This is a genomic window from Brevibacterium yomogidense (genome assembly GCF_900163715.1).
GTDB classification, from domain to species: domain Bacteria; phylum Actinomycetota; class Actinomycetes; order Actinomycetales; family Brevibacteriaceae; genus Brevibacterium; species Brevibacterium yomogidense_A.
The window spans coordinates 143576-169528 of record NZ_FWFF01000017.1; the positions used below are offsets into that span (position 1 = coordinate 143576).

The following is a 25953-nucleotide window of genomic DNA, read 5'->3' on the forward strand; positions in this document are numbered from 1 at the left end:
TGTTCGCTGAAAGGAAGCCCACGTGCTCATTGCACAGCGCCCCACGCTCACGGAAGAGGTCGTCTCCGATCGTCGATCGCGGTTCACCATTGAACCGCTCGAGCCCGGATTCGGCTACACCCTCGGCAACTCGCTGCGTCGCACCCTCCTGTCGTCCATTCCCGGGGCCTCGGTCACGAGCGTCCGGATCGACGGAGTCCTGCACGAGTTCTCGACGGTGCCGGGGGTGAAGGAGGACGTCACAGAGTTCCTCCTCAACCTGAAGTCGCTGGTCGTGTCCTCGGAGTTCGACGAGCCCGTCGTGGCCTACCTGCGCAAGCAGGGCCCCGGAGCCGTCACCGCTGAGGACATCTCCGCGCCTGCAGGCGTCGAGATCCACAACCCAGAGCTCTACATCGCCACCCTCAACGACACCGGTCGACTCGACATCGAGCTGACCGTCGAGCGTGGACGCGGCTACGTGTCCGCAGCGCAGAACAAGAACGCGGACGCGGAGATCGGCCGGATCCCGGTCGACTCGATCTACTCGCCCGTGCTCAAGGTGTCCTACAAGGTGGAGGCCACCCGTGTCGAGCAGCGCACGGACTTCGACCGCCTCATCGTCGACGTCGAGACGAAGCCCTCGATCGTCCCGCGCGATGCGCTGGCGTCGGCGGGCAAGACCCTCGTCGAGCTCTTCGGCCTGGCCCGTGAGCTGAACGTCGAGGCCGAGGGCATCGAGATCGGTCCGTCGCCGGTGGACGCCGCGATGGCCGCTGATCTCGCCCTGGCGATCGAGGACCTGGAGCTGACGGTCCGCTCGTACAACTGCCTCAAGCGCGAGGGCATCCACACCGTGGGTGAGCTCGTCGCTCGCAGCGAGGCAGATCTGATGGACATCCGGAACTTCGGTCAGAAGTCCATCGATGAGGTCCGTCAGAAGCTCGGCGAGCTCGGCCTGAACCTGAAGGACAGCGCGGTCGGCTTCGGCGAAGCCGGCGAGACCGACGACGACGCGTACGTCGAGGACGAGCAGTACTGAGCGGTTGCCCGCGGTACGTAAGAATTCCAAGGAGACAGAACAATGCCCACTCCCACCAAGGGAAACCGCCTCGGAGGCTCGCCGGCGCACGAGCGCATCATGCTCAACAACCTGGCTGCGCAGCTCTTCGAGCACAAGTCCATCACCACCACCGTGAACAAGGCCAAGCGCCTGCGTCCGGTTGCGGAGCGCCTCGTCACGTTCGCGAAGAAGGGCGACCTCGCGTCGCGTCGTCGCGTGCTGGGCTCGATCTCCGACAAGGGGATCGTCCACGAGCTGTTCACCTCGATCGCACCTGCGGTCGCTGAGCGCCCGGGCGGCTACACCCGCATCACGAAGATCGGCCCCCGGAAGGGCGACAACGCCCCGATGGCCGTCATCGAGCTCGTCCTCGAGCCCTACTCGCCCAAGCAGGCGACGGTGAAGGAGGCCGAGCAGGCCACCGCTGCCGAAGCCGCTGCGTCGGACGCCGAGGTCGTCGAGACCGAGGAGACGCCGGCCGCTGAGCCGGACGTCACCTCGGGTGCACAGGACGACGAGGCACAGGCCGCAGCAGAAGCAGACGCCGACTCGGCACCCGCCGACGACGCTGCTGAGGCACCGGCAGACGACTCCAAGTGAGCCCGCTGTCCCCGTAGGCACGCTCTGCGGGGACTGAGCTCCACGAGCCGTCGCGGCACGCGCCGCGAGAGTGTTCGCACGCAGGCCGCCGTCCTCCTTCGGGAGGCCGGCGGCCTTCGTCATTCACCGGCGACCTCGGTCATGCGACAGAGCCCTCGGTCGTGGGGCCGCACCTTCGGTCATGCGGACGTGCCCTCAGTCATGCGGTGGCGGTCCGGATGAACGCCTCACGGAGGAACTCGACATGCGGCAGATGCGCGACCCGGCGGTCCACGTGGAGCATGATGCGCCGGTAGGGCGTCGGGTCGGTCAGCGGTCGTGACGTGAGGTCGGCGGGCAGCTGCGCCACCGCGAGGCGGGGGAGTGCCGCCAGGCCGATGCCGGCGGACACCATGGCGAGGATGCCGTAGTGGTCGTCTGCCCGCGCAGCGTAGCGGGGAGAGATGCCTGCGGCCCGTGCGGCATGGTCGATGACATCGCCGGTCGCGCTGCCCTGCACGTCGGGGTCCAGCAGCGGCTCATCGGCGAGCTGACCGACGGACACGACGGAGTGCTCGCTGAGCGGGTGATCGGCGGGCAGCACGAGCAGGTAGGTGTCGTCCACGAGGTGGTCGCTGCGCAGCCCGCCCCTGGTCACCGGCTCTGCGTGTCCCGGCTCGCTCACGACGTCGACGTCCGCCCGCTGCCGGTCGGTGCCGGTGAAGGGCTCGTTCGTCATCACGTCGTAGCGGAGGTGGGGGAATCGAGCCACAGCCTCACGCAGCACGCCGGGGATCCACTCCCGTGCGACGGACGACGAGCACCCGATCGAGACATGCCCGCGCGGTCCGGAGCGCAGTGCATCGACGACGTCCGTGAGCCGCGCGGACTCCTCGAACAGGTCGTTCGTCTCCGCCGCGAACCTGCGGCCCGCCTCGGTGATCTCGATCCCGCGCCCCACCCGCCGGTACAGGGGGAATCCGACCGCCTGCTGCAGTGCGATGATCTGCTGGCTGACGCTCGCGGGGGAGTACTGGAGGTTCCGCGCAGCCTCCGTCACCGATCCGGTGCTCACGACCGCGCGCCACATCCTCAGCCTGTTGAGATCCCACATGCCCCCATCGTAAGGAAGAGACTGATGGTTGTACGGAGATATCTGCTTTTCCATGACGGTCGGATGGCTCATCCTTGGAGGGGTCTCGCCGTCCGGCGGGGCGTGTGATCGTCAGAGGGAAGAGGTGCCGGATGGCGCTGCGGGAGGTCGCCGGGTGACCGGGGCGGAGTTCATCGCGTTCCTGGGTGCGAGCGTGATCCTGGCGGTGACGCCGGGCCCCGATACGTTCCTGACCCTGCGCTTCGCGGCGCGCAGTGTGCGTGCAGGGCTGGTGTACACCGCCGCGGCGGGCCTGGGTGTCCTGGTGTGGGCCGTGCTCGCTCTCACCGGAGTCGCCGCGCTCCTGGAGCGGTTCCCGGATGTCCGCACGGGGCTGACCTGGGTGGGTGGGAGCTACCTCGTCTTCCTCGGCGTGACTGCGCTCTTCCAGGTCAACAGGGCTCGGCGGGGCTCCGCTGCGCATGCTCCCGCAGGCGAACCGCGCCTGCCCGCCCGCTCGCTGCCGATGGTGTTCCGCACCGGGCTGATCAGTTCGCTCACGAATCCCAAGACGGGGCTGTTCTTCCTGGCCCTGCTCCCGCCGTTCCTGCCGGCGTCGCCCAGCGCGGTCGACCATGTCCTGCTCGTGGCGACCGTCGTCGGGTGCATGCTCGTCTACGGGGCGGGTCTCTCCGTCATCGCAGGTCGTGTGGGCCGGTACCTCACCGGAGGTTCCGGGCCCCTCATCGTCGACGGCGTCGCGGGCGCGATCCTCGTGGTGCTGGGCGTCTCACTCGTCGTCCTCTGACGGGGCGGCGTCTTCGCGGCCGATGGCGGTGGTGCAGACGGCCTCGAGCACCTCGTCCCACGTTCGGACGGCCCACGCGGTGCGCGAGGGCACGAGCGCGACGAGTGCGTCCGCGAGCTCCCCGCGATCGATCGCGCCTGTCATCCGATCGACGAAGACGATCATCCGCGGTCGCGCCAGTCCGCCGAGCTCCGCGTTGACGGTGGCGATGAGTTCGCGCGCCGTTCCCGCACCCGGCTCTCCGTCGGCGACCACGCACGCGATGATCGTGCTGCCGGAGTTCTCCCTGTGCGCGCGCAGCGCCGTGGCCGCACTGACGAAGGGATGCTCCAGCAGGGAGCGGGCGACGGCCTCGAGCGAGATCAGCTGGCCGGACACGGACACCACGGCATCCATCCGGCCGCGGAAGTGCAGGCTGCCGTCAGACGCGGCCGTGACGAGGTCCTCCGTGAAGCCCAGGGCATCCGCCGTCTGGTGCTCCCACCCGTCCGCCAGAGCGTCAGCGAGGACCAGGGACCCCGGGGTGGGCAGGCGCAGGACCAGCTGACCGGACTCGCCGGGTCGGATCGGCTTCCCGTCCTCCCCGAGTGCGGCCACGTGCGCTGTGTCGAGCAGCGTGGACTGTCCGTTCACATGGACGATCCCATTGAGCTCCACCTGTCCCCAGCCGTCCGCGACCTCGCATCCGGTCCCTGAGAACGTCTGCTCCATCCAGCCCCGCAGCCCGGGTTCGACGGGTTCGCCCGCCGTCACGAGTCGGCGCAGGGTGGAGCCGCGGGCGCTGAGTTCGGCGTCGATGTTCCACGAGCGCAGGGTGCGCATCACGGACGGGGACGAGACCAGCGTCGAGACTCCGTAGCGCTCGACCACGTCGAGCGTGCGCAGCTGGTCCGGGACGTCGAGCGTGCCCTCGTAGACCACGACCGTGTCGCCGAACAGCAGCGGACCGATGAAGCCGTGCCAGGTGGAGACCGCCCATGACACGTCTGCTGCGCACCAGAAGACCGGACCGGTGCGAACGGCCGCGTGGAAGGCCGCCGCGGTCATGAGCACCCCTGCTGCGGAGTGCTGGGTCAGCCGTGTGGTCGGTGCTCCGGAGGCCTGCTGCCGGGTGCAGAGCACGTGGTCCGCCGGGACGCCCGCGGACATGCCCGGGACGGGGCCCGCGGCCCGCATGCCCTCCGCGGGCAGCTGTGCTCCGTCGCCGGCAGGATCCGGCGCAGCCGCGCTCGTGGAGGGGCCGGAGCCGATGAGGTCGCTGAACCAGTGGTCGCCGTGGAACCAGGGGACGTCCATGCCGGTGCGGCGGACGACGATCGTGGCCTCGACCCCGGCGGTGCTCGCGAGGGCCTCGTCGGCCCGGTTCTTCAGCGGCAGCACCGCTCCGCGGCGCCACGCGCCGTCCTGGGTGAGCAGGACGGTCGGTGAGAGCTCGTCGATGCGGGTGCCCAGGGCCTCGGGCGGGAGGGAGACGGGGAGCATCGACCATGATGCGCCGATGCTCATGCACGCCAGCATCGTGACGACCGTCTCCGGCAGCCATCCGGTGTGCAGCGCCACGACGGCATCGGCGTCGACCCCCAGCCCGCGCAGCGCGCGCGCAGCCTGCTCGACCTGCTGCGACAGCTGTCCGTAGGTCAGTGAGCGGCGGTCGCCCGGTTCTCCCTCCCAGTGGAGGGCGATCCGGTCGCCGTGCTCCGCCGCATGGCGGTGGACGAGATTCCAGACGACGTCGATCCTGCCGCCGGGGAACCAGGCGCCTGCGGTACCGGGCGCCGTCGGAGGTTCCCAGACCTCGCGGGGCGAGGTCGACCATTCGAGGTGTCCCAGGGATTCCGCCCATTCGTCGTGGACGTCGGACTGCAGGGTGCGCAGCCACGGGGGGATGTGCTCAGCCATGGGAGATGCTCCTTCCGCACGACGCCGCAGTCCGCAGGAGCGATGCGGCGACGGCGTGGGGGTCGGCCGTCGGCTGGAGGTCTGCCGACAGCGCGGCGACCACGACTCCGTCGGCAGCGCGCACGGGCACTGCCACCTCGTTCGAGGCCGTCGGGTCCGCCGATTCGAAGACCACGTGCTCCGCAGAGCGCCAGGCGCTCCGCCTGGATGCCATGTCAGCAGCGGAGTCCGCTGCCTCAGTGGAGGCGGAAGGAGTCGGAGCATGCGGGGCGTCCGAGGTGCCCGAGGTGGAGGTGCCCGAGGTGCTCGAGGCTTCCGGGGTGCCCGGGGCTCCCGGGCCGACCGGACCGACCGGGCCGGCCGGGCCAGCTGGGCCTCCCGGGGCATCCTCGGCTCCGGTGCCCGGCTCTGCGGTGCGGCCGGTGCGGATCGACTCCCACACCTCATCGCCCGCGTGTGCGGCCAGGATGCGGCCGGCCGCGGATTCGAGCGCCGGCACCGACCGGAGCGGGCGGCGGAACGGCCCGCGGTCCCGGGCCTCGGCCTGGTCGATGCACACGGCCTCGCCCCCGATGAGGACGTGCACGGCGATCGTCGCGTCCAGCTGATCGCGCAGGCCGATCATGAACGGGCTCAGCGCCGTGAGGATCGGGTTGTTGGACATCTGATGGACCGCGAGTCGGGTCACGGCCTGTCCCAGTCCGTATCGCGAGGTCGCGGGATCCTGCACCGCATACTCCGCGTACACGAGCGAGCGGAGGAGCCTGTGCACCGTGGGGACGGTCATCCCCGACTGCTGGGCCAGATCCGTGAGCTGGTGGAAGTACGGGCTGCGGGCCAGCAGGTCCATCAGCAGCGTCGCATTGCGGATCGTGCCCAGCCCGCCCTTGGGTGCACCGTTGTCGACCACCATGCGTGTCCGTCCATTCCTCGTCCGTACTCCGGCGTGGAGCACAGATGTCACTGTACGACGCGGCATCTGCTCTCGCAATGAAATATGCATTCGTTCAATCAGGTATTGCATTCAGCATAGTGGAAACGTATTGTGATTCCACCGGGTGACGCCAGTCACTTCCGGAAGCGAGGGCGCACCAAGGACGACCCCTCGCTGGGATCTGCGAGGAGCATCCTTTTGCGAACACGCGCGTACAGACACTCACTCAACGGGAGCTCGATGCCCCCGGGGCAGCCTCTGCTGCGGGTGTCCGACCTGACCCTGAAGTTCGGCGGCGTCACGGCGCTCGCAGACGTGGACATGTCCGTGGAGTCGGGCACGATCCACGCGATCATCGGGCCGAACGGGGCGGGCAAGTCATCCCTGCTGAACTGCATGTCCGGTCTCTACCGGCCCACCTCAGGCTCCGTCGCGCTGCGGTACGTCGCAGATGACGTGGGCCGGGGACGCCGCGATCAGCCTGCGGCGTCGCCGGAGGCGGACATCGACTCCCTCGACATCCGCGAACGCGCGCTCACCAGCCTGCCGCCCCACAGGGTGGCACGCCTGGGGGTCGCGCGCAGCTTCCAGAACATCGAACTGTTCGATCACCTCACGGTGCTCGAGAACATGATGCTCGGCCGCCACATCCACATGAAGCAGAACGTCCTGACCTCGATGCTGTGGTTCGGTCCTGCCCGACGGCAGGAGATCGCCCACCGCGAGATCGTCGAGGAGGTCGTCGACCTGCTCAAGCTGCAGGCGTACCGCCAGAAGCCCGTGGGGACCCTGGCCTACGGCATCCAGAAGCGGGTCGAGCTGGGACGTGCACTCGCCCTCCAGCCGTCGCTGCTGCTGCTCGATGAGCCGATGGCCGGCATGAACGCAGAGGAGAAGGAGGACATGGCCCGCTACATCCTGGACGTCCACGAGCTCGCCGGCGTCTCGATCGTTCTCATCGAGCACGACATGAACGTGGTCATGGACATCTCCAACCGCGTCACGGTGCTGGACTTCGGGAAGGTGATCGGGGACGGCACGCCCCAGGAGGTCATGGACAACCCCCGAGTCATCGAGGCGTACCTGGGAGCGGGGGCGGCGTCATGAGCGCGGCGAACGAGACGGCCCCGTCGGCAGGCGGCTTCGTCGCTGACCGGCCGGCCCACGGGATCACGCACACGATGCCGCAGCTGCTCGAGCGGCTGGCCGCGCAGCGTCCGGACCAGATCGCCCTCCAGGAGAAGCGGTACGGCATCTGGATGCCCATGACGTGGAAGGTCTACCGCGAGCGCGTGCGGGACTTCGCCCACGGTCTGGCCGGACTGGGCGTCCAGCGGGGCGACGTCGTCGCGGTCCTGGGCGACAACCGTCCCGAATGGCTCATCGCGGAGCTGGCGGCGCAGTCACTGGGCGCCGCGGTCGTGGGCATCTACCCGACCTCGATCGGCACCGAGCTCACGCACGTCCTCGCCGTGTCGCGTGCGCGCGTCGTCGTCGCAGAGGACCAGGAGCAGGTCGACAAGCTGCTGGCGATGGACGCGGAGTCCGCGGACGGGGTGCTCGTCGAGCACATCGTCTTCTACGACCCGCACGGCCTGGAGCAGTACGACCATCCGATGCTCCGCGAGTTCACCGCGGTGGAGGACGCAGGGCGGGAGTACGCGAAGGGTCGTGACGGGTGGCTCGACGACGAGATCGCGCGCAGCGAGCCAGAATCACTCGCCGTCATCTGCACGACGTCCGGCACGACCTCGAAGCCCAAGCTCGCAGAGCTGTCCCACGCGAACCTCCTGTCGATGGCGGACCGGCTCACCGAGGTGGATCCCATCGACGCGTCGTTCCGCTACGTGTCGACGCTGCCGTTCGCCTGGATCGGTGAGCAGATGCTCGCCGTGGCGTGCAGCCTCCACACCGGGTTCACCGTGTCGTTCCCGGAGGACTCCTCGACGCAGCGCGCGGACCTCAGGGAGATCGGGCCGGACGTCATGTTCGCCCCACCCCGCATCTGGGAGTCGCTCCTCTCCGAGGTCCAGGTGCGCATCGATGAGTCGGGACCGCTGAAGCGCGCGATCTTCGGCTGGGGCTACGACGTCATGGACAGGGCGGCCACCGTGCGGGCCGAGGGGAAGAAGCCGGGGGCGGGCCTGAAGCTCGCAGCCGGCATCGCGGACCTCGTCGCCACCCGCCCCATCCGTGAACAGCTGGGCCTCACGCGCATCAAGCGCTGCTACACCGGCGGTGCCCCGCTGGGGCCCGACGTGTTCCAGTTCTTCCATTCGATCGGCGTGAACCTCAAGCAGATCTACGGTCAGACGGAGATCTGCGGCATCGCGGTGCTCCACCGCGACGATGCGGTGTCGTTCGCATCGGTGGGTGAGCCGCTGCCCGGCACGGAGATCCAGTTCGGTGACAAGCAGGAGATCATGCTCCGGTCCTCCGCGGTCTTCCGCGGGTACCACCGCAACGACGACGCCACCGGAGAGGCCGTGACCCGTCAGGGCTGGCTGCACACCGGTGACGCGGGCTACCTCGATGACAACGGACAGCTGATCGTCGTCGACCGGCTCAAGGACGTCGTCTTCGCGGACGACGGCACGATGTACTCCCACGCGTTCATCGAGAACAAGCTGAAGTTCTCCCCGTACGTGGAGGAGGCGGTCGTGTTCTCCGGCACCGGACTCGACGTGCCGGAGGCCGCGGATGCCGACGCCGCCATGTGCGCGATCATCACGGTCGACCCCGCGACTGTGGGCGCATGGGCCGAGCACAACCGGATCTCCTTCACCACCTACACGGATCTCGCCTCGAAGCCCGAGGTGTACGACCTCGTCGCAGAGGAGATCGCGACCGCCAACGAAGGGCTCATGGAGCGCATCCGCGTCAACCGGTTCGTGCTGCTCCACAAGCAGTTCGACCCGGACGACGACGAGATCACTCGGACGCGGAAGGTGCGGCGCAACGTCATCGGTGAGCGCTACGCCCCGATCATCACCGCACTCGCGGAGGGACAGGAAGAGCTCACGATGGAATCGACGGTCACCTACCAGGACGGCACGGTCGCACAGCGCTCCCTGCCGCTGCGGATCTTCGACCTCACCGGATATTCGCTGCCCGCCGGCCGCGTGCGTCGCAAGGTCTGGAGTGGTCGCAAGTGAGCACCTTCGTCACGCTTCTCGTCATCGGACTGTCCGAGGGTGCGATCCTCGCGCTCGCCGCCCTGGGCTTCGTCCTCATCTACAAGGCGACCGGAGTCATCAACTTCGCGCAGGGCGAGTTCCTGCTCATCGGCGCCTACTCCTTCTACACGGCATTCGTCGTCATGCAGCTTCCGATCGTGCTCGCGCTTCTCGTCGGAGTGCTGGTCGCGGTGGTGGTCGGCGTGGTCGTCGAGCGGTTCATCCTCAGACCCATGGTGGGACAGAGCCACATATCGATCATCATGGTGACGATCGGACTGGCGAGTGTGCTGAGTGCGCTCGTCCAGATGTTCTACGGGACGCAGCCGCGGTCCATGCCGCCCATCCTGCCGCGCGGCTCCGTCTCCATCCTGGGCGGCACCGTGCCGGTCAACCGCCTGTGGGCGATCGTCATCTGCGCCGTCGTGCTGGGCCTGCTGACCTGGTTCTTCCAGAAGTCCCGCCACGGCGTCGCAATGCGGGCCGTCGCGGACGACCAGCAGGCGGCGATGACCGTGGGCATCTCCGTGCGCCGCGTGTTCGCCATGTCGTGGGCGCTCGCCGCGATCTCCGCACTCATCGCCGGCGTGACGCTGGCGGACATCACGACGGTGGAGATGAACATCGTGAACTTCGGGCTCCTCGTGTTCCCCGTGGTCATCATGGGCGGTCTCGACTCCGTGCCCGGCACCATCGTCGGCGGCCTCACGATCGGCCTCGTCACGCAGTTCGTCTCCGGCTACATGGATCCGGGCCTCGCAGAGATCGTCCCCTACCTCGTCCTCGTCCTCGTGCTGCTGGTCCGCCCGTACGGCGTGTTCGGCGAGAAGCGCATCGAAAGGGTCTGAACCATGGCAGCAGTCGAAACCGGACGGCATCATACGAGTTACCGGTCAGAGCTCCGTCTGTGGCACACCCGCCCGCAGATCGTGCGGATGGCGGTCCTCGCCGTCATCGTCATCATCCTCCCGTTCATCCTGGACGACTACTGGCTGGCACTGGCGAACACCGCGCTGATCGCGGCGATCGGAGCGATCGGCCTCAACATCCTCGTGGGCTACACGGGACAGATCTCCCTGGGCCAGGGCGGCTTCTTGGCAGTCGGCGCGTTCACCTCCGCGATCCTCACGGACCGGCTCGGGATGCCCGCACCGGTCTCGATCATCGGGGCCGTGATGCTCACCGCCGCGATCGGCGTGATCGTGGGCCTGCCCGCGCTCAGGCTCAAGGGGCTCTACCTCGCGATCGCCACCCTCGCGTCCCAGATGGTCATCCTCTTCATCGTCCGCCGGTGGGAGTTCCTCACGGAGGGCCAGGGCTTCCTCGACGTCGCGCGGCTGGAGGTGTTCGGGTTCCGCCTGGACCGCGCGAACTTCGAGCAGCAGTGGTACATGATCCTCCTCGTGCTCGCGATCCTCGCGGCGCTCACGGCGACGAACCTGTTCCGCACGGGGGTGGGCCGGTCCTTCATGGCGGTCCGCGACCAGGACATCGCCGCATCGGCGATGGGCGTGAACCTCACCCGCGCCAAGCTCACGGCGTTCGCCGTGTCGAACGGCTACGTGGGGCTCGCCGGAGCGCTCATGGCGCACTACACGGAGATCCTGTCGTGGGAGAAGTTCACGCTCGACGTGTCGATCCTCTACCTCGCGATGATCATCGTCGGGGGCATGGGATCGGTCGCCGGTGCCGTGTACGGGGCCGTGTTCATCACGCTCCTGCCGGTCCTCGTCCGCGAGGTGGCGGACGTGGTGGGCGGCGCGGTGCCGATCATCAGGGACCAGCTGCCCGCGGTCGAGCACGGGGTCTTCGGCCTCACGATCATCGTCTTCCTCATCTTCGAGCCGCGCGGCCTCAACCGGATCTGGGAACGGATCAAGGACTGGTTCGGCTACTGGCCGTTCCGCTACTAGACGCACCACACCCCTCAGCAGCGGGCCGAAGGCCCACGGCGACCCACACAAGGAGAAAGCAATGAAGCACTCTCGTTTCCTCTCAGCAGCAGCCTTCGCGGCTGTCACCGCGATGACCCTCAGCGCCTGCGGCGGCGGAGGCGCCGCCAGCGCGGATTCCGACGAGCCGATCCCGATCGGTGTCATCGCGGACCTCTCCGGTGCGACCGGCGATGTGGGGACGCCCTACAACGAGGGGATGCTCGCGTACGTGGAGCAGCTCAACGCGGACGGAGGCATCAACGGTCGCGAGATCGATGCGATGTCCAATGACTACGCCTACGAAGTCCCCCAGGCGGAGGAGCTCTACCGCCGCTACCTGAGCGACGAGGCCGTCGCCATCCAGGGGTGGGGCACCGGCGACACGGAGGCACTGCGCACCCGCGTGGCCAACGACGAGCTCCCGTTCATGTCCGGTTCGTTCTCCGAGGAGCTCACGGACGTGGAGGAGTCGCCGTACAACTTCCTCGTCGCCGCGACGTACTCCGACCAGATGCGCGCCGCGCTGAACTGGATCGCGGAGGAGTCCGGCGGAGAGGCGGGCGTCGCAGCACTGCACCACGACTCCCCGTTCGGCACGTCGCCCGTGGGCGACGGTGAGGCGTGGATCGACGAGCAGGGCCTCGACATCGACTTCACCTCCCACGCGATGCCCGCGGGCACGACGAACTTCGCAGGCATCCTGAGCCAGGTGGATTCCGCGGGTGCGGAGTACATCATCATCCAGAACGTGGCGAGCCCCGCGGCCCAGCTGGCCCGCGACCTCAAGGCGCAGGGCGGCGACCAGACGATCGTCTGCCTCAACTGGTGCGGCAACGAGCTGTTCGCGACCGGTGCCGGTGATGCGGCGGAGGGCCACGTCATGGTGCAGCCCATCGCGCCGATCACCACCGAGCGGCCCGGACACGAAGCCATCCTCGCGTACGCCGACGAGAACGGCATGGATCCGGCCGACATCCAGGTCAGCTTCGTGCAGGGCTGGTACGCGATGCACATCATGGCCGAGGGCATCCGCCACACGCTCGACGCCGGCGAGGACCTCACCGGCCCGGCGATCCGCGAATCGCTCGAGACGATGGGCCCGATCGACACCGGCGGAGTGATCGGTGAGGGAACCGTCGAGTTCAGCGCGGACTCGCACCGCGGCTCCACCACCACGGGACTCTACGAGGTCAAGGACGGCGAGCTGGCCGTCATCGAGGAGGCGGTGTCGCCGTGACCGCCGCTCCGGAAGCGGCGCCGGGGGCGGGCCCCCCGGCCGCCGCGCCCTCGCTGCTCTCGATCAACAACATCGAAGTCATCTACGACGAGGTGATCCTCGTCCTCCGCGGGCTGTCGCTCGAGGTTCCGAAGGGGCAGATCGTCGCTCTGCTGGGATCCAACGGCGCCGGCAAGTCGACCACGCTCAAGGCGGCGTCGGGGCTGCTGCCCAGCGAGCAGGGGGAGGTGACGAGCGGATCCATCTCCTTCGCTGGTGAGGACATCACGAAGATGGACGCACCGGAGAGGGTGAAGCGGGGCCTGAGCCTCTGCATGGAGGGACGCCACGTCTTCCCCCACCTCACCGTGTCGGACAACCTGCTGGCGGGCGGCTACACGAAGGCGAAGGAAGCCGGCGAGACGCTCGACTTCGTCTACGAGTTCTTCCCGAAGCTCGCGGACATGCGGGCACGGACCGCGGGCTTCCTGTCCGGCGGCGAGCAGCAGATGCTCGCGATCGGGCGGGCGCTCATGAGTCAGCCGACCCTGCTCATGCTCGACGAGCCGTCGCTGGGACTCGCTCCGCTCCTGGTGGAGGAGATCTTCGCAACGATCGCGAAGCTCAACGCGGACACCGGGCTCACCGTGCTCGTCATCGAGCAGAATGCGCGGACGGCGCTCTCCGTGGCCCACCACGGCTACATCATGGAGCAGGGCCGGATCATGCTCGAGGACGAGGCGGATGCGCTCGCCGACAACCCCGACGTCAAGGAGTTCTACCTGGGCGTCGGAGGGGACGCGGGCAAGCGCAGCTACCGGGACGTCAAGCACTACCGGCGCCGCAAGCGCTGGTTGTGAGGGAGGACCACCATGACAACGACGAACAGCGCCGACGCGGCGCGGCTCCTCCAGTCCGCCGCAGCGGCGGATCCGACTCTGGCGACGAGGCTCGCCGAGGCGGGCATCGATCCGGCGACCGTCTCCGGACCCGACGACCTCGCGGCCGTTCCGGTCCAGAGCAAGGATGCGAGGGTCGCTGGCCGGGACCACGTCCTCGGCGGCGGTGTGCCCCGGCGGATCTTCCAGTCACCGGGCCCGATCTACGAGGCCCAGCCGGACGGCGACGATCCGTGGCGGTGGCGCGAGGCCCTCGCATCCGCGGGACTGGTGCCGGGCGACATCGTCCTCAACTGCTTCGGCTACCACCTCTCGCCGGCTGGAGCGATGTTCGATGAGGCGGTCGTGGCGGCGGGTGCCACGGTGCTGCCCGGCGGCATCGGGAACCAACAGCTGCAGGTGCAGGCGATCCGTGACCTCGGCATCCGCGGGTATGTGGGTCTGCCCAGCTACCTCAAGGCGCTCATCGACCTCTTCGCGGCAGAGGGCGGGACGCCTGCGGACATGCCGCTGCAGTACGCCGTGGTCACCGCGGAGCCCCTCCCGGACAGTCTGCGGGCGGAGCTGGAGGCCTGGGTCCCCGCCGTGCGGATGGCCTACGGATCCGCCGAGGCCGGCCTCATCTCCTACGAGGACGGACGCGGCGCCGGCATGGTCACCGCGGCGGACATCGTCGTGGACGTCTGCGACATCGCCGACGGCACGCCGGTGACGACGGACGCCCCGGGCGAGGTCGTCGTCTCGATCCTGCGGGAATCGGCGCCGCTGGTCCGGTTCGGCACGGGTGACCTGTCGGCCTGGGTGATCGACGGCGGGGAGCCCGTCCTGACCGACGGGCGGCGCAGGCTGGTCGGGGTGCTGGGGCGGACGGGTCAGGCGACCAAGGTCCGCGGCATGTTCCTGCACCCCACCCAGGTGAAGGCGGTCGCGGCGAAGCTCGCGGGCACCGAGGCGCTGCGGTTCCTGGTCGGCCGTGAGGACCACAAGGACACGATCGTCGCCGAGGTCGTCGTCGCCGCGGGTGCTGACGCTGAGGTCGCGCAGGCCGAGGCCGCGGATCTGATCCGCTCGGAGCTGCGGTTCCGCGCGGAGGTCCGCGCCGTCGCAGCGATCGAGGGCGACGAGGTCATCGTCGACGAGCGGTCGTGGGACTGAGCTTCCAGCCGCTTCTCCATATCGAATGCTCACAATCCGTGTGATCCGGCAACGGTATTCGCATGGATTGTGAGCATTCGATCTCTGCGCCCGGTGGGGAAAACCCCCGTGAGCCGTCTGGTCGTCACCAGTGAGGAGCCTGTGGGGCCGTTCCTAGTGTGAGGGCATGACCGCAGCCCCCGCATCCCGTCCGGCCCCCTCCGCCGTCGAATCACACCCGCAGCCGACCGTCGTCCCACAGGTCCCACAGGTCCCACAGGTCCCACAGGTCCCACCGGTGCTGCCGGTTCCACCGGTCCCGCCCCAGCCCGCGGCGACGCCCGGCCGCGCGTTCGCCCTCATCGTGGGCGCGTCGATCGCGGTGCTGACCGCCGTCTGCGGGGTCTTCCTGATCCTCGACGTCTCCGTGCCTTCCTGGGCGCTCGTCATCGGCCGGTGGATCCCCGCGTTCGTCGCACTCGTGGTCCTGCTGCGCATGCCGGTGCTCCACGGGACGGGATGGGGGACGCTCGCATCCTGGTGGGGACTGCGGCGGAGGCGGGGTGCGGAGGACCGTCCGCGGTTCATCGGGACGGTCGTCGCGAGCGCGGGAGCGGCCGCGGGCGTGATCGTCATCGCGGTCGTCACCGCTGCGCTCGCCGCCACCGTCGGTGCGATCGAGCTCCAGGCCACAGGGGTGCTCGTGATGGGGGTGCTGGCGATGCTTCCGCTCACCCTGGTCTTCGCGGTGTCCACCCTGGGGGAGGAGGTGGTGTGGCGGTCGCATCTGCCGCGTCTGGTGGACGGCGGGTTCTGGCCGTCGGCCTGCCTGATCGCTGCGGCGTGGACGGCATTCCACGTGCCGCTGCACCTCACGTACGTGCTCCAGGGCGATATGCCCGCCTCGCACGCGACCGCGCTGACACTCGGCCTGCTGCCGCTCAGCCTGTTCCTCAGCGCGGCGGCGGCTCGCTGGGGGAACGTGTGGCCGGCCGTCATCGCCCACGCCGTCCCGTTCTCCGCGCTGACACTCGCGACCGATGCTCCGGCGCTCGATGCGGCAGGGGTGTGGACGGTGACCGGGATCAGCGCAGCCCTGTTCCTCAGCGCATCCATGGCGATCGCTCCGGTGCAGGGGGACGGAGGAGGGGGCGCGCACCGCGGGATCCGGCGGTGATTCGTTTCCCGGAGCACCGGGAGCGTGGGATGCTGGGACGGCGGTTCGGCTCTCGATGCCCGCTGTTACGCTGATCGAGGACCGCGCCCGCGGCTGTCCTACCGTCCCGTGAGGAGTACCCCCCAGATGACTGAAGTCCCGTCCTCGTTGAACGCCGGCCTCGCCGACGTCGATCCGGAGATCGCACAGGTGCTGGACCAGGAGCTGTCGCGTCAGCGCGGCACGCTGGAGATGATCGCATCGGAGAACTTCGTCCCGCGCGCAGTCCTGCAGGCGCAGGGCTCCGTCCTGACGAACAAGTACGCGGAGGGCTACCCGGGTCGCCGCTACTACGGCGGCTGCGAGTACGTGGACGTCGCGGAGGAGCTCGCGATCGACCGGGCGAAGTCACTGTTCGGCGCGGCGTACGCGAACGTGCAGCCGCACTCGGGCGCGCAGGCGAACGCAGCCGTCATGCACGCGTTCGCGCGTGCGGGCGACAAGCTGCTGGGCATGGACCTGGCCCACGGCGGACACCTCACTCACGGGATGAAGATCAACTTCTCCGGTCGTCTCTACGACATCGCCTCCTACGAGGTGGACCCGGACACCTACCGCGTCGACATGGACAACGTCCGTGAGCGCGCGCTCGAGCACCGTCCGAAGGTCATCGTCGCCGGCTGGTCCGCGTACCCGCGTCAGCTCGACTTCGAGGCCTTCCGGTCCATCGCGGACGAAGTGGGCGCGACTCTCTGGGTCGACATGGCGCACTTCGCGGGTCTGGCGGCCGCGGGTCTGCACCCCAACCCCGTCCCGATCGCGGACGTCGTGTCCTCGACGGTCCACAAGACGATCGGCGGCCCCCGCTCCGGGTTCATCCTGTCGAAGGACGAGGCGCACGCGAAGAAGCTCAACTCCGCCGTCTTCCCGGGACAGCAGGGCGGTCCGCTCATGCACGTGATCGCGGCCAAGGCCGTCGCCTTCAAGCTGGCGGCACAGGCGGAGTTCAAGGAGAAGCAGGAGCGGACGCTGCGCGGAGCGCGGATCCTCGCCGACCGCCTGCAGGAGGCCGACGTCGCAGACACCGGCGTCCAGGTGCTCACCGGCGGCACCGACGTGCACCTGGTGCTCGTCGACCTGCGCAACTCCCAGCTGGACGGCAAGCAGGCGGAGGACCTCCTCCACGAGGTCGGCATCACGGTCAACCGCAACGCGGTGCCGTTCGACCCCCGCCCGCCGATGGTGACGTCGGGTCTGCGCATCGGCACCCCGGCGCTCGCGGCCCGCGGGTTCGGCGACGCGGAGTTCACAGAGGTGTCGGACATCATCGCGCAGGCGCTCAAGCAGGGCGCTGACGCTGACGCGCTCCGCGCCCGCGTGCAGAAGCTGGGCGACGACTTCCCCCTCTACGAAGGGCTGGAGCAGTACTGATGACGACAGACACGGGCACGGCTGCGGATGCCGCGGCCGAACCGCTGAAGCTCGATGGCAAGGCGACTGCGGCGACGATCAAGCAGGAGCTGGCCGCGCGCGTCTCCGCGCTGCACGAGCGCGGGGCGACACCGGGGCTCGGCACGCTGCTGGTCGGCGACGACCCGGGTTCGCAGTGGTACGTCGCGGGCAAGCACCGCGACTGCGAGGAGATCGGGATCGCGTCGATCCGCGAGGATCTGCCGGAGACCGCCACGCAGCAGGAGATCGAGGACGCGGTCCGCCGCCTCAACGAGAATCCTGAGTGCACCGGCTACATCGTGCAGCTGCCGTTGCCCAAGGGCATCGACGAGAACCGGGTGATCGGCCTCATCGATCCGGAGAAGGACGCCGATGGACTGCACCCGCAGAACCTCGGCAGCCTCGTCCTGCGGGTCAAGGAGGAGATCGAGACGCCACTGCCCTGCACCCCCGCGGGCATCGTCGAGCTCCTCACGCGCCACGACATCGACCTGAACGGCAAGCACGTGGTCGTCCTGGGGCGCGGCGTGACGGTGGGGCGCCCGATCGGGCTCCTCCTGACGCGCAGGGATGTGAACGCGACGGTCACGCTCACCCATACGGGCACGCAGGACCTCGCGTCGCTGGTCGCCCAGGCGGATGTCATCGTGGCGGCCGCGGGACAGGCCGGGATGGTGAGCGCCGACATGGTGAAGGACGGCGTCATCCTCATCGACGTGGGCGTGTCCCGCGAGGAGGATCCGGAGACCGGGAAGTCGAAGGTCGTCGGCGACATCGCGAAGGAGGCCCGGGCGCGGGCGTCCGCCTTCACCCCGAACCCCGGCGGGGTCGGACCGATGACGCGGGCGATGCTGCTGGTCAACGTCGTCGGCATCGCGGAACGGCACGCGGCCGAGGCCTGACGGGCTGACGGGTTCAGCTGAGCTGACAGGTCGGACCGGGCTGACAGGGTCGACCGAACTGAGACTTTCGTCGACTGCGGGCTCTCCACCTCAGGGTGGGGAGCCCGCAGTCGTGGTTCCAGCGGTGCCCTCGACCCACGGCGCATCGGGAAGGAACCTGATGAGCCGGGAGGTGGGCTGGCTCAGGGCGGTGCCGACGACCTCGGCGGCGAACTTCTGAGCGTAGAGGTCCACCAGGGAGGTCATCACCGCGGCGACCCGCCTGCCCGCGTCGAGTCCGGGAGTCAGCTCGTCGGGGAGCGACGGCAGGAACATCGCGCGCTTTGACGTCTCGTAGAAGCCGTCGTAGTACGTCGCCAGATCGACTGACTGCTCGGTCGAGCGTGCGGCGATCTGCTCGAGTGCGCGCACCTCCTCGTGGAGGCCGCGCACGTCGAAGGCGATCTCAGTCCATCTGCGCGCCTGCTCCCGGTCAGCGGGGACGAGGGTGCACCGCTCCCAGAGGACGCCCTCGGCGCCGTGGGCGTCACGGATGCCGCCCGCTTCCTCGAACTCTGTCACCAGAGTGGCTGCGAGAGTCCCCGCAGCGTCCTCGAAGCCGATGAGGACGCCGGGCCGCAGCTGTCGGTAGCCCGAGAACTGCGCGGCGTACACGATCCGGTCCCGCAGCGACCGTCTGCTCTCCGGCACCGCCACGATGAGTCCGTGGAACGCGCCGGTGAAGGCCGGTGCGTCTGCGTCGCCCGACAGGGTGGAGAACCCGCGCTGCAAGGACTCGTCCAATGTGTACACCGATGCGGTGCCGGCCTTCTCCCGGTGCATGAGCCCTCGCTGGGTCAGGCGCGTCACCTGGTTGCGGACCGCGGAGGGCTTGATGCCGCGCATGCCCAGCACTGCGGTGATGACGGGCCCGGGGAGCGACGCCGCTCGCAGGGAGCCGAAGACGGACACGATGTCGAAGGATCCGCGGGTCAAGCGGTAGCGGGGCAGCTCTGCCACGGTGTGACTCCGTTTCGGGACGAAGTGGTCGGTCGTGTAGAACCGACTCTACCGTGAGGAGCATCACAGCAAAGCGGTCGATGGAGGAGGAATCATGGCACAGGCATCCGGCATCGGAATCCAGGACAACTTCTATCAGTCAGCGATCTCGGCAGGCATAGCCGTCGGCATCACCGCGATCATCGGCTTCGTCTGCTTCATGATCTTCGGATCGGGGATCCAGGAGACCATGCAGTGGGTGGTGACGCTCTGCCTGGTGTCAGGAGGCGCCACGTTCGCCGGCGTCGCCGTCGGGATGTCCGCCGGGGCGAAGCGGGAGCGGAGTCTGGCACAGACCCCGTGAGGGCTCTGGCTTCGTAAGGGCACAGGCTCCGTGCGGGCACGCCCCGTGAGGACTGGCCCTCACGAGGGCTCAGTACGAGCGGGGGAGCCCCAGGACCTTCGTGCCGAGGTAGTTCAGCACCATCTCCTGGCTGACCGGGGCGATGCGCATGAGGCGGACCTCCCTGAGGTAGCGACCCACGTGGTACTCCTCCGAGTACCCCATGCCGCCGTGGACCTGCAGCGCGCGGTCGGCGGCTTCGTGCCCCGCCTCTGCGCAGAGATACTTCGCGGTGTTCGCCTCGCGGCCGCTGGGCAGGCCGCGGTCGTAGGTCCAGGTGGCGCGACGGAGGGACAGCTCCGCTGCATCGAGCTTCGCGAGCGAGTCCGCGAGCGGGAACTGGAGCCCCTGGTTCATGCCGATCGGGCGGTCGAAGACGACGCGCTCCTTCGCGTACTCCGTGGCCTTCGCCAGTGCGGCGCGTCCGATCCCCAGAGCCTCTGACGCGATGAGCATGCGCTCGGGGTTGAGGCCGTCGAGGATGTAGGTGAAGCCCTTGCCCTCTTCGCCGACGCGGTGGGCCTCGGGTACGACGAGGTCGTCGATGACCAGTTCGTTCGACGACACGGCGTTGCGGCCGATCTTGCGGATGGGCCGGATCGATACGCGGTCCCGGTCGAGGTCGGTGAAGAAGAGGGTGAGTCCGTCGGTCGGCTTCTCGACCTCGCTTCGCGGAGTCGTCCTGGTCAGCAGGAGGATCTTCTCCGACTCGAGGGCCTTGGAGATCCAGACCTTGCGGCCGTTGATGACGTAGTCGGAACCGCGGCGCGCCGCGGTCGTCGTGATGCGGGTGGTGTCCAGGCCGGCATCCGGTTCGGTCACGCCGAAGCACACGTGGAGGTCTCCCGAGGCGACGCGCGGGAGGTTCTCATCCTTGAGTGCGTCGGAGCCGTGGACGATCACGGGGTGCATTCCGAAGAGGGTCATGTGCACCGCGCTCGCGGCGTTCATCGCACCGCCGCCCGCGGCGATCGCCTCGAGCAGGAGGGTGGCCTCCGTGATCCCCATGCCTCCGCCGCCGTACTTCTCCGGGGTGGTGATCCCAAGCCAGCCGTGGGATGCGAGGTGGTCGTAGAACTCCTGGGGGAATTCGCGATCCGCGTCCTTCTGCGCCCAGTACTCGTCATCGAACGGGGCCACGATCTCCCGAGCGGCTTCGCGGATGTCGATCTGCTCGTCGGTCAGTCCGAACTCCATGGGGTCCTCCTGGTGTCTTCGCCATGCTTTCCCTTAAAGGTACTACCATAAAGCGGTAGACGTGAAGGGGGATCATGAGTGGATCGGAGTCGGTGGCCGCTGATGTGCGTGCGCGGATCCTGTCCGGCGAGCTGCCGGTGGGTCGCGCGCTGCCGCCGGAGCGAGAGCTCGCGGACGAGCAGGGCGTGAGTCGGACGACTGTGCGCGCGGCGCTGACGCTGCTGGAGGCCGAGGGGCTCGTCGTCAGGCGCGTGGGGCGCGGCGGGGGGACGTTCGTGTCCGAGCCGGGGACGCGTGCGGTGACCTCTGCGCTCCAGCGGACCGTGGGGATGTCGGGATTCCCCGCCGTGGACCTCGCGGAGGCGCGACGAGAGATCGAGCCGCGGTGCGCCGCCTTCGCGGCAGCGCGGATCTCCGCAGCGCAGCTCGCTGACCTGCGAGATCTGCAGGCGATCATGGCGCGCACGCGCGATAGGGCGGAGTTCTTCGCGGCGAATGCGCGCTTCCACGTGCTCATCGCGGAGGCGAGCGGCAACGCCGTCCTCTCCGCGGTCATCAGCGGCCTCGTCGTCCCGATCCGCGACGTGACCGATGACCCGGTGCGCATCCGTGAGCAGGAGATGGCCTCGACGGTCCGCGTGCACGAACTCATCATCGCCGCGTTGTCCGACGGTGACTCCGACGCCGCGGAGGCTGCGATGCGGGCTCACCTGAGTGCGCATGCGGACGTGGTCGGCGGTGCGTAGGGCGATCGTTCTGTCCGCCGGTCGTTGAGCAGGTCGACGGCCTGACGGTGCCGAGTCAGCTCTATAGCGTTGTTCGCGCTTACGAACGGAAGTTCGCAAATACCAATGGAGGTATGACTCGATGGTCGATGATGACGTCCACCGCGCACGCCGCAGAGCACCGCGACCACGGCGTGCCGTCCGCGGTGTCCGTGCGTGCGCGGCGGCTGCGCTCGTCTCTGCTGTGGGGCTGCTGAGCTCCTGTGCCGGAGACACCGATGACACCGCAGTGCTCAAGCTCGCGGACAGCTACGCGACGACCCACATGTTCGCCCGGTACGGGGTCGAGGGCTTCATCGAAGACGTCACCGAACAGGGTCCGGGCGAGGTGGGCATCGAGTACTACCCGGCCGGGCAGCTGGGGAGCGCGCGGGACATCGTCAATCTCGCGCAGGCCGGATCCCTGGAGATCACGCCTGCGGCACCCGCATACCTGTCCGACCAGCTGCCGCTGTCGAGCGTGACGGACCTGCCGGGCCTCGCTGACGATTCGTGTGTGGCCTCCGCCGCCTTCAGCGACCTGCTCGATGAAGGCGGAGTCCTCTATGAGGAGGAGTACGCGCCGCGCGGACTCAGGCCGCTGTGGGTCGCGGTGATCCCCTCCTACGAGATCATGACGGCCTCCCGGAAGGTGGAGACGCCGGAGGACATGGTGGGGCTCACGATCCGTTCGTCCGGAGGCGCGATGGATACGAACATCGGCTCCTTGGGCGGTGCGCCGGTGAGCATGACCGCGGCGGACGCCTATGAGGCGCTGTCCCGCAACACCGTCGACGGCATCTCGTTCCCGTATGCCAGCGTCACGCCGTACAAGCTGGAAGAGGTGCTCAACTACTCCACGAAGGGCCTCAACCTCGGATCCTTCGCGATTCCGTACGTCATCGCCGAAGACGCGTGGCAGGACCTGAGCGCGAAGCAGCGGGAGCAGATCACCACGGCCGCGGACGATGCCAGCCAGAGGCTGTGCGACGGCATCGCCGAGGAGAACCCTGCCTCCGAGGAGCTCATGCGTGAAGCGGGGATCACGTTCACAGAGCTGACGGATCCGCAGGTGGAGGAGTTCGCGGAGTACCTCGAGCCGCTGCGCCGGCAGTGGGCCGACGAGTTCGATGCCGTCGGCCGACCCGGGACCGAGGTCCTTGACGCGTACGAAGAGGCGGTGGCCCGTCATTCGGCCGCCGCAGAGGAGGGCTGAGACCATGGTGAACGGATCAGCGAAGAACCCGGGCCTCGAACCGACTCCCGAACCGACTCCCGAATCGGCGCCCGTACCGGCACCTGCACCGGCGCCCGGAGACGACGGTCCGGGTGCGATCGCGGACGAGGGCGCCACGTCGATGCCCGCAGCCGCCGTCAGCATGCACCCGGTGGTGCGGGGGGTGGGCCGAGCGAGTGCTGCGGCGGCGGGCCTGTCCGTCTTCTGCCTGTTCGTGGTCATGCTCGTCGAGGCGGGCGCGCGCTACCTGCTGTCGGCACCTCTGGGATGGAACGTGAGTGCTGTCGAGCGGGTCATGATGCCCGGCATGGTCTTCCTCGCGCTGCCGTGGATGTACGTCTGCGCCGGTCACGTGAGCGCTGGGATGGTGTACTCGCGGATGTCCCCGGCACTGCAGTCGGCCGCGCGCGTCGTCGCGTTCGTGTGCATCGTCGTCGTCGCGGCGCTCCTCTTCGCGTCGGGACTCAACGGAGTGCTCCAGTCGATGGCGCTGGGCGACGCTCCACCGCCCGCCTCCTCTGAGGTCCCCATACCGACCTGGACCTGGCTCGCCATCCAGCCCGTCGGTGCACTGGGTCTCCTCATCGTTGCGCTCGTCGATGCGCGTCGCTTCCTGCGCGACGGCGAGATCGAGGACGAGTCGGAAGGACACGAATCATGATCGTGCTCGTCATCACGCTGCTTCTGCTCGCACTGATCCTCCTGCGTGTGCCGGTCGCGTTCGCGATCCTCGTCGCCGGGCTCGTCGGCATGGTCGCCATCGACGGATTCTCTGCCGCGTTCGCGGTCCTGCAGGTCATCCCGATGAGCGCCTCCGGCAAGTTCTCGCTCTCCGCCATCCCGCTCTTCATCCTCATGGCGCACTTCGTGCTCGCGAGCGGTGCGCTGACCTCCCTGTTCGAGAGCGCACGGGTGCTCGTGGGCCGCGTCCGGGGAGGCACCGGGATCGCAGCGGTGCTCGCGGGCGCCGGCTTCGCATCGGTGTCAGGGTCGTCGACCGCGTCAGCGGCGACGCTCGCCCACACGTCGACGGGGGAGATGATCAGGCAGGGCTACTCGCCCCGCCTGGCGACCGGCGCGGTCGCGAGCGCGGGGACGCTGGCAGCGATGATCCCGCCCTCCATCCTCCTGATCTTCTACGCGATCACGGCGGAGACGAGTGTCGGCCAGACACTGCTGGCCGGACTGGTGCCGGGTCTGCTCATGGCGGCGACACTGTGCGCCGTCGTCTACATCCTGGCTCTGCGCGGCCAGGCACCGGCGGCCGACGGCAGCACGATGCGGGAGAAGGCCCGCGCGCTCGCCGGGCTCCTGCCGGTGGGTGTCCTGTTCGTCCTCGTGGTCGGTGCGGTGTTCTTCGGCATCACGACTGCGACCGAGGCCGCGGCCGTGGGCGCGCTCGGAGCCCTGGGACTCATGGTCGTGTACCGGAAGGCGACGTGGAAGAACATCCGCGAGTCCCTCGTCGGCACCGTCACGAGCAGCGCGATGATCATGGTGATCATCGTCGGGGCGCACGTGTTCGGCCACTTCCTCGCGGAGAGCCGCGTGACCCCCGCCGTCGTCGAGGCGGTGGGCGAGTGGCAGGTCCCCTCCGTCCTCATCATGCTGGGAGTCGTCTTCGTCTACCTGATCCTCGGATTCTTCATGGATCAGATGGCGATCATCGCACTCACCGTCCCCGTCACCCTGCCACTCGTCGAAGCGCTGGGCTACGACCCGATCTGGTTCGGCATCGTCGTCATCCTCGTCGCAGAGGTCGGACTCGTCACCCCGCCGCTCGGCCTCAATGCGTTCGTGACCGCCCGTGCGAGCCGCATCCCGCTGGAGACGGTGTTCCTGGGCGCAGTGCCCTTCATCATCGGCATGCTCGTCGTCGTCGCACTGATCTTCTCCTTCCCCCAGCTCGCGCTGTTCGTTCCTGAGATGATGAACGGATGACGGAAGGAGGAGGTTCCATGCTGGGAGCGGCTCCGCTCGACGGCGTCCGGGTGCTCGAGGTCGGCACCGTGATCATGGCGCCGTATGCGGGCAAGGTGCTCAAGGACCTCGGCGCCGAGGTCATCAAGGCGGAACCGCCGGGAGGCGACATCGGGCGTCGGATAGGACTGCTCGGGCCGAACGGAACGAGTGTCCTGGCGATGAACCTCAATGCGGGCAAGCGCAGCATCGTCGTCGATGCGCGCACGGGGACGGGACGGCGGGTGATGGACGGCCTGATCGCCTGGGCAGACATCGTCCTCACGAACACCCTTCCCGCACGTCGTGAGGAGTTCGGCCTCTCGTGGGACCACGTCCGCGCGGTGAACCCGCGCGCGATCCTCGTGACCGGCCAGGGCTTCGCGAGCGATTCCGCACGGCGGGACTCGCCAGCGTACGACGATATCGTGCAGGCGGCGTCAGGTGTGGCGGACACCTACCGGCTGCGCGATGGCGAGCCCCGCTATTCGCCGTACGTCGTCGCTGACAAGGTGTGCGGCATGACGATGGCGCAGTCCGCGCTCGCCGCGCTCCACCGCCGCTCCGTGGACGGGGAGGGGTGCTGGGTCGACGTGCCGATGGTCGACACGATGGCGGCGTTCACACTCGTGGAGCACATGGGCGGGGCGACGTTCTCGCCTGCCCGGGGTGACGTGGGCTGGTCCAGGGTGCTCGCACCGCAGCACCGGCCGCATCCGGCGCTCGACGGGTGGGTCTGCGTCATGCCGTACACGGACGCGAACTGGCACAGCTTCTGCACTCTGATCGAGAGGCCCGACTACCTGACCCATCCCCAGGTCGCGACGAATCGCGATCGCAGCGCCGACCCGACGCTCTACGAGCAGATCCTCGCCGACTACGCGTCGCAGCGCACGTGCGCACAGATCGAGGAGGAATGCGCGGCCGCGGGGATCCCCGTCAGTCGGGTGGCTCGAGTCGATGACCTCCCCGACGACCCGTACCTCGCTGCCAGGCCGGTGCTGTCCCGGACCGCTCACGCACGGGAGGGAGACTACGTCCACGTGTCGGGGCCGGCGGTCTTCCACGGTCACGAGCGGCCGCTCCCGGAAGACAGCGCAGTCCTCGACGGCGACCGGGAAGCAGTGCTGTCCCTGATCGGAGTCGATGCCGAGGAACCGGCACCATGACACGGCAGCCCGGTGCAGCCCG

24 protein-coding genes are annotated in these 25953 nt (G+C 68.7%); 19 read left to right on the forward strand and 5 right to left on the reverse strand.

What is annotated here, in order from left to right; translation table 11 throughout:
* The first annotated feature begins 22 nt into the window (after positions 1 to 22).
* Together FM105_RS09640 and rplQ are read left to right on the forward strand one after the other, a co-directional pair.
* Positions 23 to 1021: a DNA-directed RNA polymerase subunit alpha gene (locus FM105_RS09640; RefSeq protein ID WP_087007679.1), complete on the forward strand. Its 999-nt coding sequence runs from the start codon at positions 23 to 25 to the stop codon at positions 1019 to 1021.
* A gap of 42 nt (positions 1022 to 1063) precedes the next feature.
* Positions 1064 to 1642: a 50S ribosomal protein L17 gene (rplQ, locus tag FM105_RS09645; protein WP_087007681.1), complete on the forward strand. Its 579-nt coding sequence runs from the start codon at positions 1064 to 1066 to the stop codon at positions 1640 to 1642.
* A 199-nt stretch (positions 1643 to 1841) separates the two neighbouring features.
* On the opposite strand, the gene FM105_RS09650 is transcribed toward rplQ, so the two are convergent.
* Positions 1842 to 2735 (reverse strand): LysR family transcriptional regulator, encoded by an 894-nt coding sequence (locus tag FM105_RS09650; RefSeq protein ID WP_087007683.1) that lies wholly within the window; start codon positions 2733 to 2735, stop codon positions 1842 to 1844.
* Positions 2736 to 2889: 154 nt separating this feature from the next.
* Between FM105_RS09650 and FM105_RS09655 the strand changes: the two genes are divergently transcribed.
* Entirely contained in the window at positions 2890 to 3522 is a 633-nt protein-coding gene (locus FM105_RS09655) for a LysE family translocator (protein WP_087007684.1), read from the forward strand.
* Here the strand turns inward: FM105_RS09655 and FM105_RS09660 are convergent.
* Together FM105_RS09660 and FM105_RS09665 are read right to left on the reverse strand one after the other, a co-directional pair.
* Entirely contained in the window at positions 3505 to 5421 is a 1917-nt protein-coding gene (locus FM105_RS09660; RefSeq protein ID WP_179207140.1) for an AMP-binding protein, read from the reverse strand. The two genes, FM105_RS09655 and FM105_RS09660, sit on opposite strands and share 18 nt — an antisense overlap.
* Entirely contained in the window at positions 5414 to 6334 is a 921-nt protein-coding gene (locus tag FM105_RS09665; protein WP_179207141.1) for an IclR family transcriptional regulator, read from the reverse strand. Before FM105_RS09665 ends, FM105_RS09660 begins: the two co-directional genes overlap by 8 nt.
* A gap of 261 nt (positions 6335 to 6595) precedes the next feature.
* On the opposite strand from FM105_RS09665, the gene FM105_RS09670 reads away from it, so the two are divergent.
* The 10 genes from FM105_RS09670 (at position 6596) to FM105_RS09720 (ending at position 18224) form a co-directional block, all read left to right on the forward strand.
* Positions 6596 to 7462: an ABC transporter ATP-binding protein gene (locus tag FM105_RS09670; protein WP_087007690.1), complete on the forward strand. Its 867-nt coding sequence runs from the start codon at positions 6596 to 6598 to the stop codon at positions 7460 to 7462.
* Positions 7459 to 9510 (forward strand): AMP-binding protein, encoded by a 2052-nt coding sequence (locus tag FM105_RS09675; protein WP_087007692.1) that lies wholly within the window; start codon positions 7459 to 7461, stop codon positions 9508 to 9510. The genes FM105_RS09670 and FM105_RS09675 overlap by 4 nt, the downstream gene beginning before the upstream one ends.
* Complete coding sequence (locus FM105_RS09680) at positions 9507 to 10379, forward strand: branched-chain amino acid ABC transporter permease (RefSeq protein WP_087007694.1); 873 nt, start codon at positions 9507 to 9509, stop codon at positions 10377 to 10379. The genes FM105_RS09675 and FM105_RS09680 overlap by 4 nt, the downstream gene beginning before the upstream one ends.
* Positions 10380 to 10382: 3 nt before the next feature.
* Positions 10383 to 11444: a branched-chain amino acid ABC transporter permease gene (locus tag FM105_RS09685; RefSeq protein WP_087007696.1), complete on the forward strand. Its 1062-nt coding sequence runs from the start codon at positions 10383 to 10385 to the stop codon at positions 11442 to 11444.
* A gap of 61 nt (positions 11445 to 11505) precedes the next feature.
* Complete coding sequence (locus tag FM105_RS09690; protein WP_087007698.1) at positions 11506 to 12702, forward strand: ABC transporter substrate-binding protein; 1197 nt, start codon at positions 11506 to 11508, stop codon at positions 12700 to 12702.
* Complete coding sequence (locus tag FM105_RS09695) at positions 12699 to 13541, forward strand: ABC transporter ATP-binding protein (protein ID WP_087007700.1); 843 nt, start codon at positions 12699 to 12701, stop codon at positions 13539 to 13541. The genes FM105_RS09690 and FM105_RS09695 overlap by 4 nt, the downstream gene beginning before the upstream one ends.
* 12 nt (positions 13542 to 13553) lie before the next feature.
* Positions 13554 to 14735, forward strand: a complete 1182-nt coding sequence (locus tag FM105_RS09700) for a phenylacetate--CoA ligase family protein (RefSeq protein WP_087007702.1) — start codon at positions 13554 to 13556, stop codon at positions 14733 to 14735.
* A 166-nt stretch (positions 14736 to 14901) separates the two neighbouring features.
* Entirely contained in the window at positions 14902 to 15891 is a 990-nt protein-coding gene (locus FM105_RS09710; RefSeq protein ID WP_143275865.1) for a CPBP family glutamic-type intramembrane protease, read from the forward strand.
* A 126-nt stretch (positions 15892 to 16017) separates the two neighbouring features.
* Positions 16018 to 17301 (forward strand): serine hydroxymethyltransferase, encoded by a 1284-nt coding sequence (gene glyA / locus FM105_RS09715; protein ID WP_087007708.1) that lies wholly within the window; start codon positions 16018 to 16020, stop codon positions 17299 to 17301.
* On the forward strand, positions 17301 to 18224 hold the full coding sequence (locus FM105_RS09720; RefSeq protein ID WP_087007710.1) for a bifunctional methylenetetrahydrofolate dehydrogenase/methenyltetrahydrofolate cyclohydrolase: 924 nt from the start codon (positions 17301 to 17303) through the stop codon (positions 18222 to 18224). Before glyA ends, FM105_RS09720 begins: the two co-directional genes overlap by 1 nt.
* A gap of 90 nt (positions 18225 to 18314) precedes the next feature.
* On the opposite strand, the gene FM105_RS09725 is transcribed toward FM105_RS09720, so the two are convergent.
* On the reverse strand, positions 18315 to 19223 hold the full coding sequence (locus tag FM105_RS09725) for a hypothetical protein (protein ID WP_087007713.1): 909 nt from the start codon (positions 19221 to 19223) through the stop codon (positions 18315 to 18317).
* Between the two features lie 94 nt (positions 19224 to 19317).
* Here FM105_RS09725 and FM105_RS09730 point away from each other — a divergent pair, with 94 nt between their 5' ends.
* Complete coding sequence (locus tag FM105_RS09730; RefSeq protein ID WP_087007715.1) at positions 19318 to 19566, forward strand: hypothetical protein; 249 nt, start codon at positions 19318 to 19320, stop codon at positions 19564 to 19566.
* Positions 19567 to 19635: 69 nt separating this feature from the next.
* Here the strand turns inward: FM105_RS09730 and FM105_RS09735 are convergent, their stop codons facing one another.
* The gene (locus FM105_RS09735) at positions 19636 to 20802 is read right to left on the reverse strand and encodes an acyl-CoA dehydrogenase family protein (protein ID WP_087007717.1); all 1167 of its coding nucleotides are present in this window, start codon (positions 20800 to 20802) and stop codon (positions 19636 to 19638) included.
* 74 nt (positions 20803 to 20876) lie between these two features.
* Here FM105_RS09735 and FM105_RS09740 point away from each other — a divergent pair, with 74 nt between their 5' ends.
* From FM105_RS09740 to FM105_RS09760, 5 genes are all read left to right on the forward strand, one after another.
* A complete protein-coding gene (locus tag FM105_RS09740) occupies positions 20877 to 21548 on the forward strand; it encodes a FadR/GntR family transcriptional regulator (RefSeq protein ID WP_087007719.1) in 672 nt (223 codons plus the stop codon).
* 121 nt (positions 21549 to 21669) lie between these two features.
* Positions 21670 to 22782 carry a TRAP transporter substrate-binding protein gene (locus FM105_RS09745; protein ID WP_256970326.1) on the forward strand — a complete coding sequence of 371 codons (1113 nt, stop codon included), beginning with the start codon at positions 21670 to 21672 and terminating at the stop codon, positions 22780 to 22782.
* Between the two features lie 4 nt (positions 22783 to 22786).
* Positions 22787 to 23464 carry a TRAP transporter small permease gene (locus tag FM105_RS09750; RefSeq protein WP_087007720.1) on the forward strand — a complete coding sequence of 226 codons (678 nt, stop codon included), beginning with the start codon at positions 22787 to 22789 and terminating at the stop codon, positions 23462 to 23464.
* Positions 23461 to 24744 (forward strand): TRAP transporter large permease, encoded by a 1284-nt coding sequence (locus tag FM105_RS09755; protein WP_087007722.1) that lies wholly within the window; start codon positions 23461 to 23463, stop codon positions 24742 to 24744. Before FM105_RS09750 ends, FM105_RS09755 begins: the two co-directional genes overlap by 4 nt.
* The gene (locus FM105_RS09760) at positions 24741 to 25931 is read left to right on the forward strand and encodes a CaiB/BaiF CoA transferase family protein (protein ID WP_087007724.1); all 1191 of its coding nucleotides are present in this window, start codon (positions 24741 to 24743) and stop codon (positions 25929 to 25931) included. Before FM105_RS09755 ends, FM105_RS09760 begins: the two co-directional genes overlap by 4 nt.
* Positions 25932 to 25953: the final 22 nt, after the last annotated feature.

Bases quoted from the DNA above. Each gene is read 5' to 3' on its own strand.
- FM105_RS09760 (WP_087007724.1), top strand. From the start codon at position 24,741: ATGACGGAAGGAGGAGGTTCCATGCTGGGAGCGGCTCCGCTCGACGGC.
- FM105_RS09690 (WP_087007698.1), top strand. From the start codon at position 11,506: ATGAAGCACTCTCGTTTCCTCTCAGCAGCAGCCTTCGCGGCTGTCACC.
- FM105_RS09730 (WP_087007715.1), top strand. From the start codon at position 19,318: ATGGCACAGGCATCCGGCATCGGAATCCAGGACAACTTCTATCAGTCA.
- rplQ (WP_087007681.1), top strand. From the start codon at position 1,064: ATGCCCACTCCCACCAAGGGAAACCGCCTCGGAGGCTCGCCGGCGCAC.
- FM105_RS09755 (WP_087007722.1), top strand. From the start codon at position 23,461: ATGATCGTGCTCGTCATCACGCTGCTTCTGCTCGCACTGATCCTCCTG.
- FM105_RS09665 (WP_179207141.1), bottom strand. From the start codon at position 6,334: ATGGTGGTCGACAACGGTGCACCCAAGGGCGGGCTGGGCACGATCCGC.
- glyA (WP_087007708.1), top strand. From the start codon at position 16,018: ATGACTGAAGTCCCGTCCTCGTTGAACGCCGGCCTCGCCGACGTCGAT.
- FM105_RS09710 (WP_143275865.1), top strand. From the start codon at position 14,902: ATGACCGCAGCCCCCGCATCCCGTCCGGCCCCCTCCGCCGTCGAATCA.
- FM105_RS09735 (WP_087007717.1), bottom strand. From the start codon at position 20,802: ATGGAGTTCGGACTGACCGACGAGCAGATCGACATCCGCGAAGCCGCT.
- FM105_RS09700 (WP_087007702.1), top strand. From the start codon at position 13,554: ATGACAACGACGAACAGCGCCGACGCGGCGCGGCTCCTCCAGTCCGCC.
- FM105_RS09720 (WP_087007710.1), top strand. From the start codon at position 17,301: ATGACGACAGACACGGGCACGGCTGCGGATGCCGCGGCCGAACCGCTG.
- FM105_RS09660 (WP_179207140.1), bottom strand. From the start codon at position 5,421: ATGGCTGAGCACATCCCCCCGTGGCTGCGCACCCTGCAGTCCGACGTC.
- FM105_RS09675 (WP_087007692.1), top strand. From the start codon at position 7,459: ATGAGCGCGGCGAACGAGACGGCCCCGTCGGCAGGCGGCTTCGTCGCT.
- FM105_RS09740 (WP_087007719.1), top strand. From the start codon at position 20,877: ATGAGTGGATCGGAGTCGGTGGCCGCTGATGTGCGTGCGCGGATCCTG.
- FM105_RS09685 (WP_087007696.1), top strand. From the start codon at position 10,383: ATGGCAGCAGTCGAAACCGGACGGCATCATACGAGTTACCGGTCAGAG.
- FM105_RS09670 (WP_087007690.1), top strand. From the start codon at position 6,596: ATGCCCCCGGGGCAGCCTCTGCTGCGGGTGTCCGACCTGACCCTGAAG.
- FM105_RS09745 (WP_256970326.1), top strand. From the start codon at position 21,670: ATGGTCGATGATGACGTCCACCGCGCACGCCGCAGAGCACCGCGACCA.
- FM105_RS09750 (WP_087007720.1), top strand. From the start codon at position 22,787: ATGGTGAACGGATCAGCGAAGAACCCGGGCCTCGAACCGACTCCCGAA.
- FM105_RS09650 (WP_087007683.1), bottom strand. From the start codon at position 2,735: ATGTGGGATCTCAACAGGCTGAGGATGTGGCGCGCGGTCGTGAGCACC.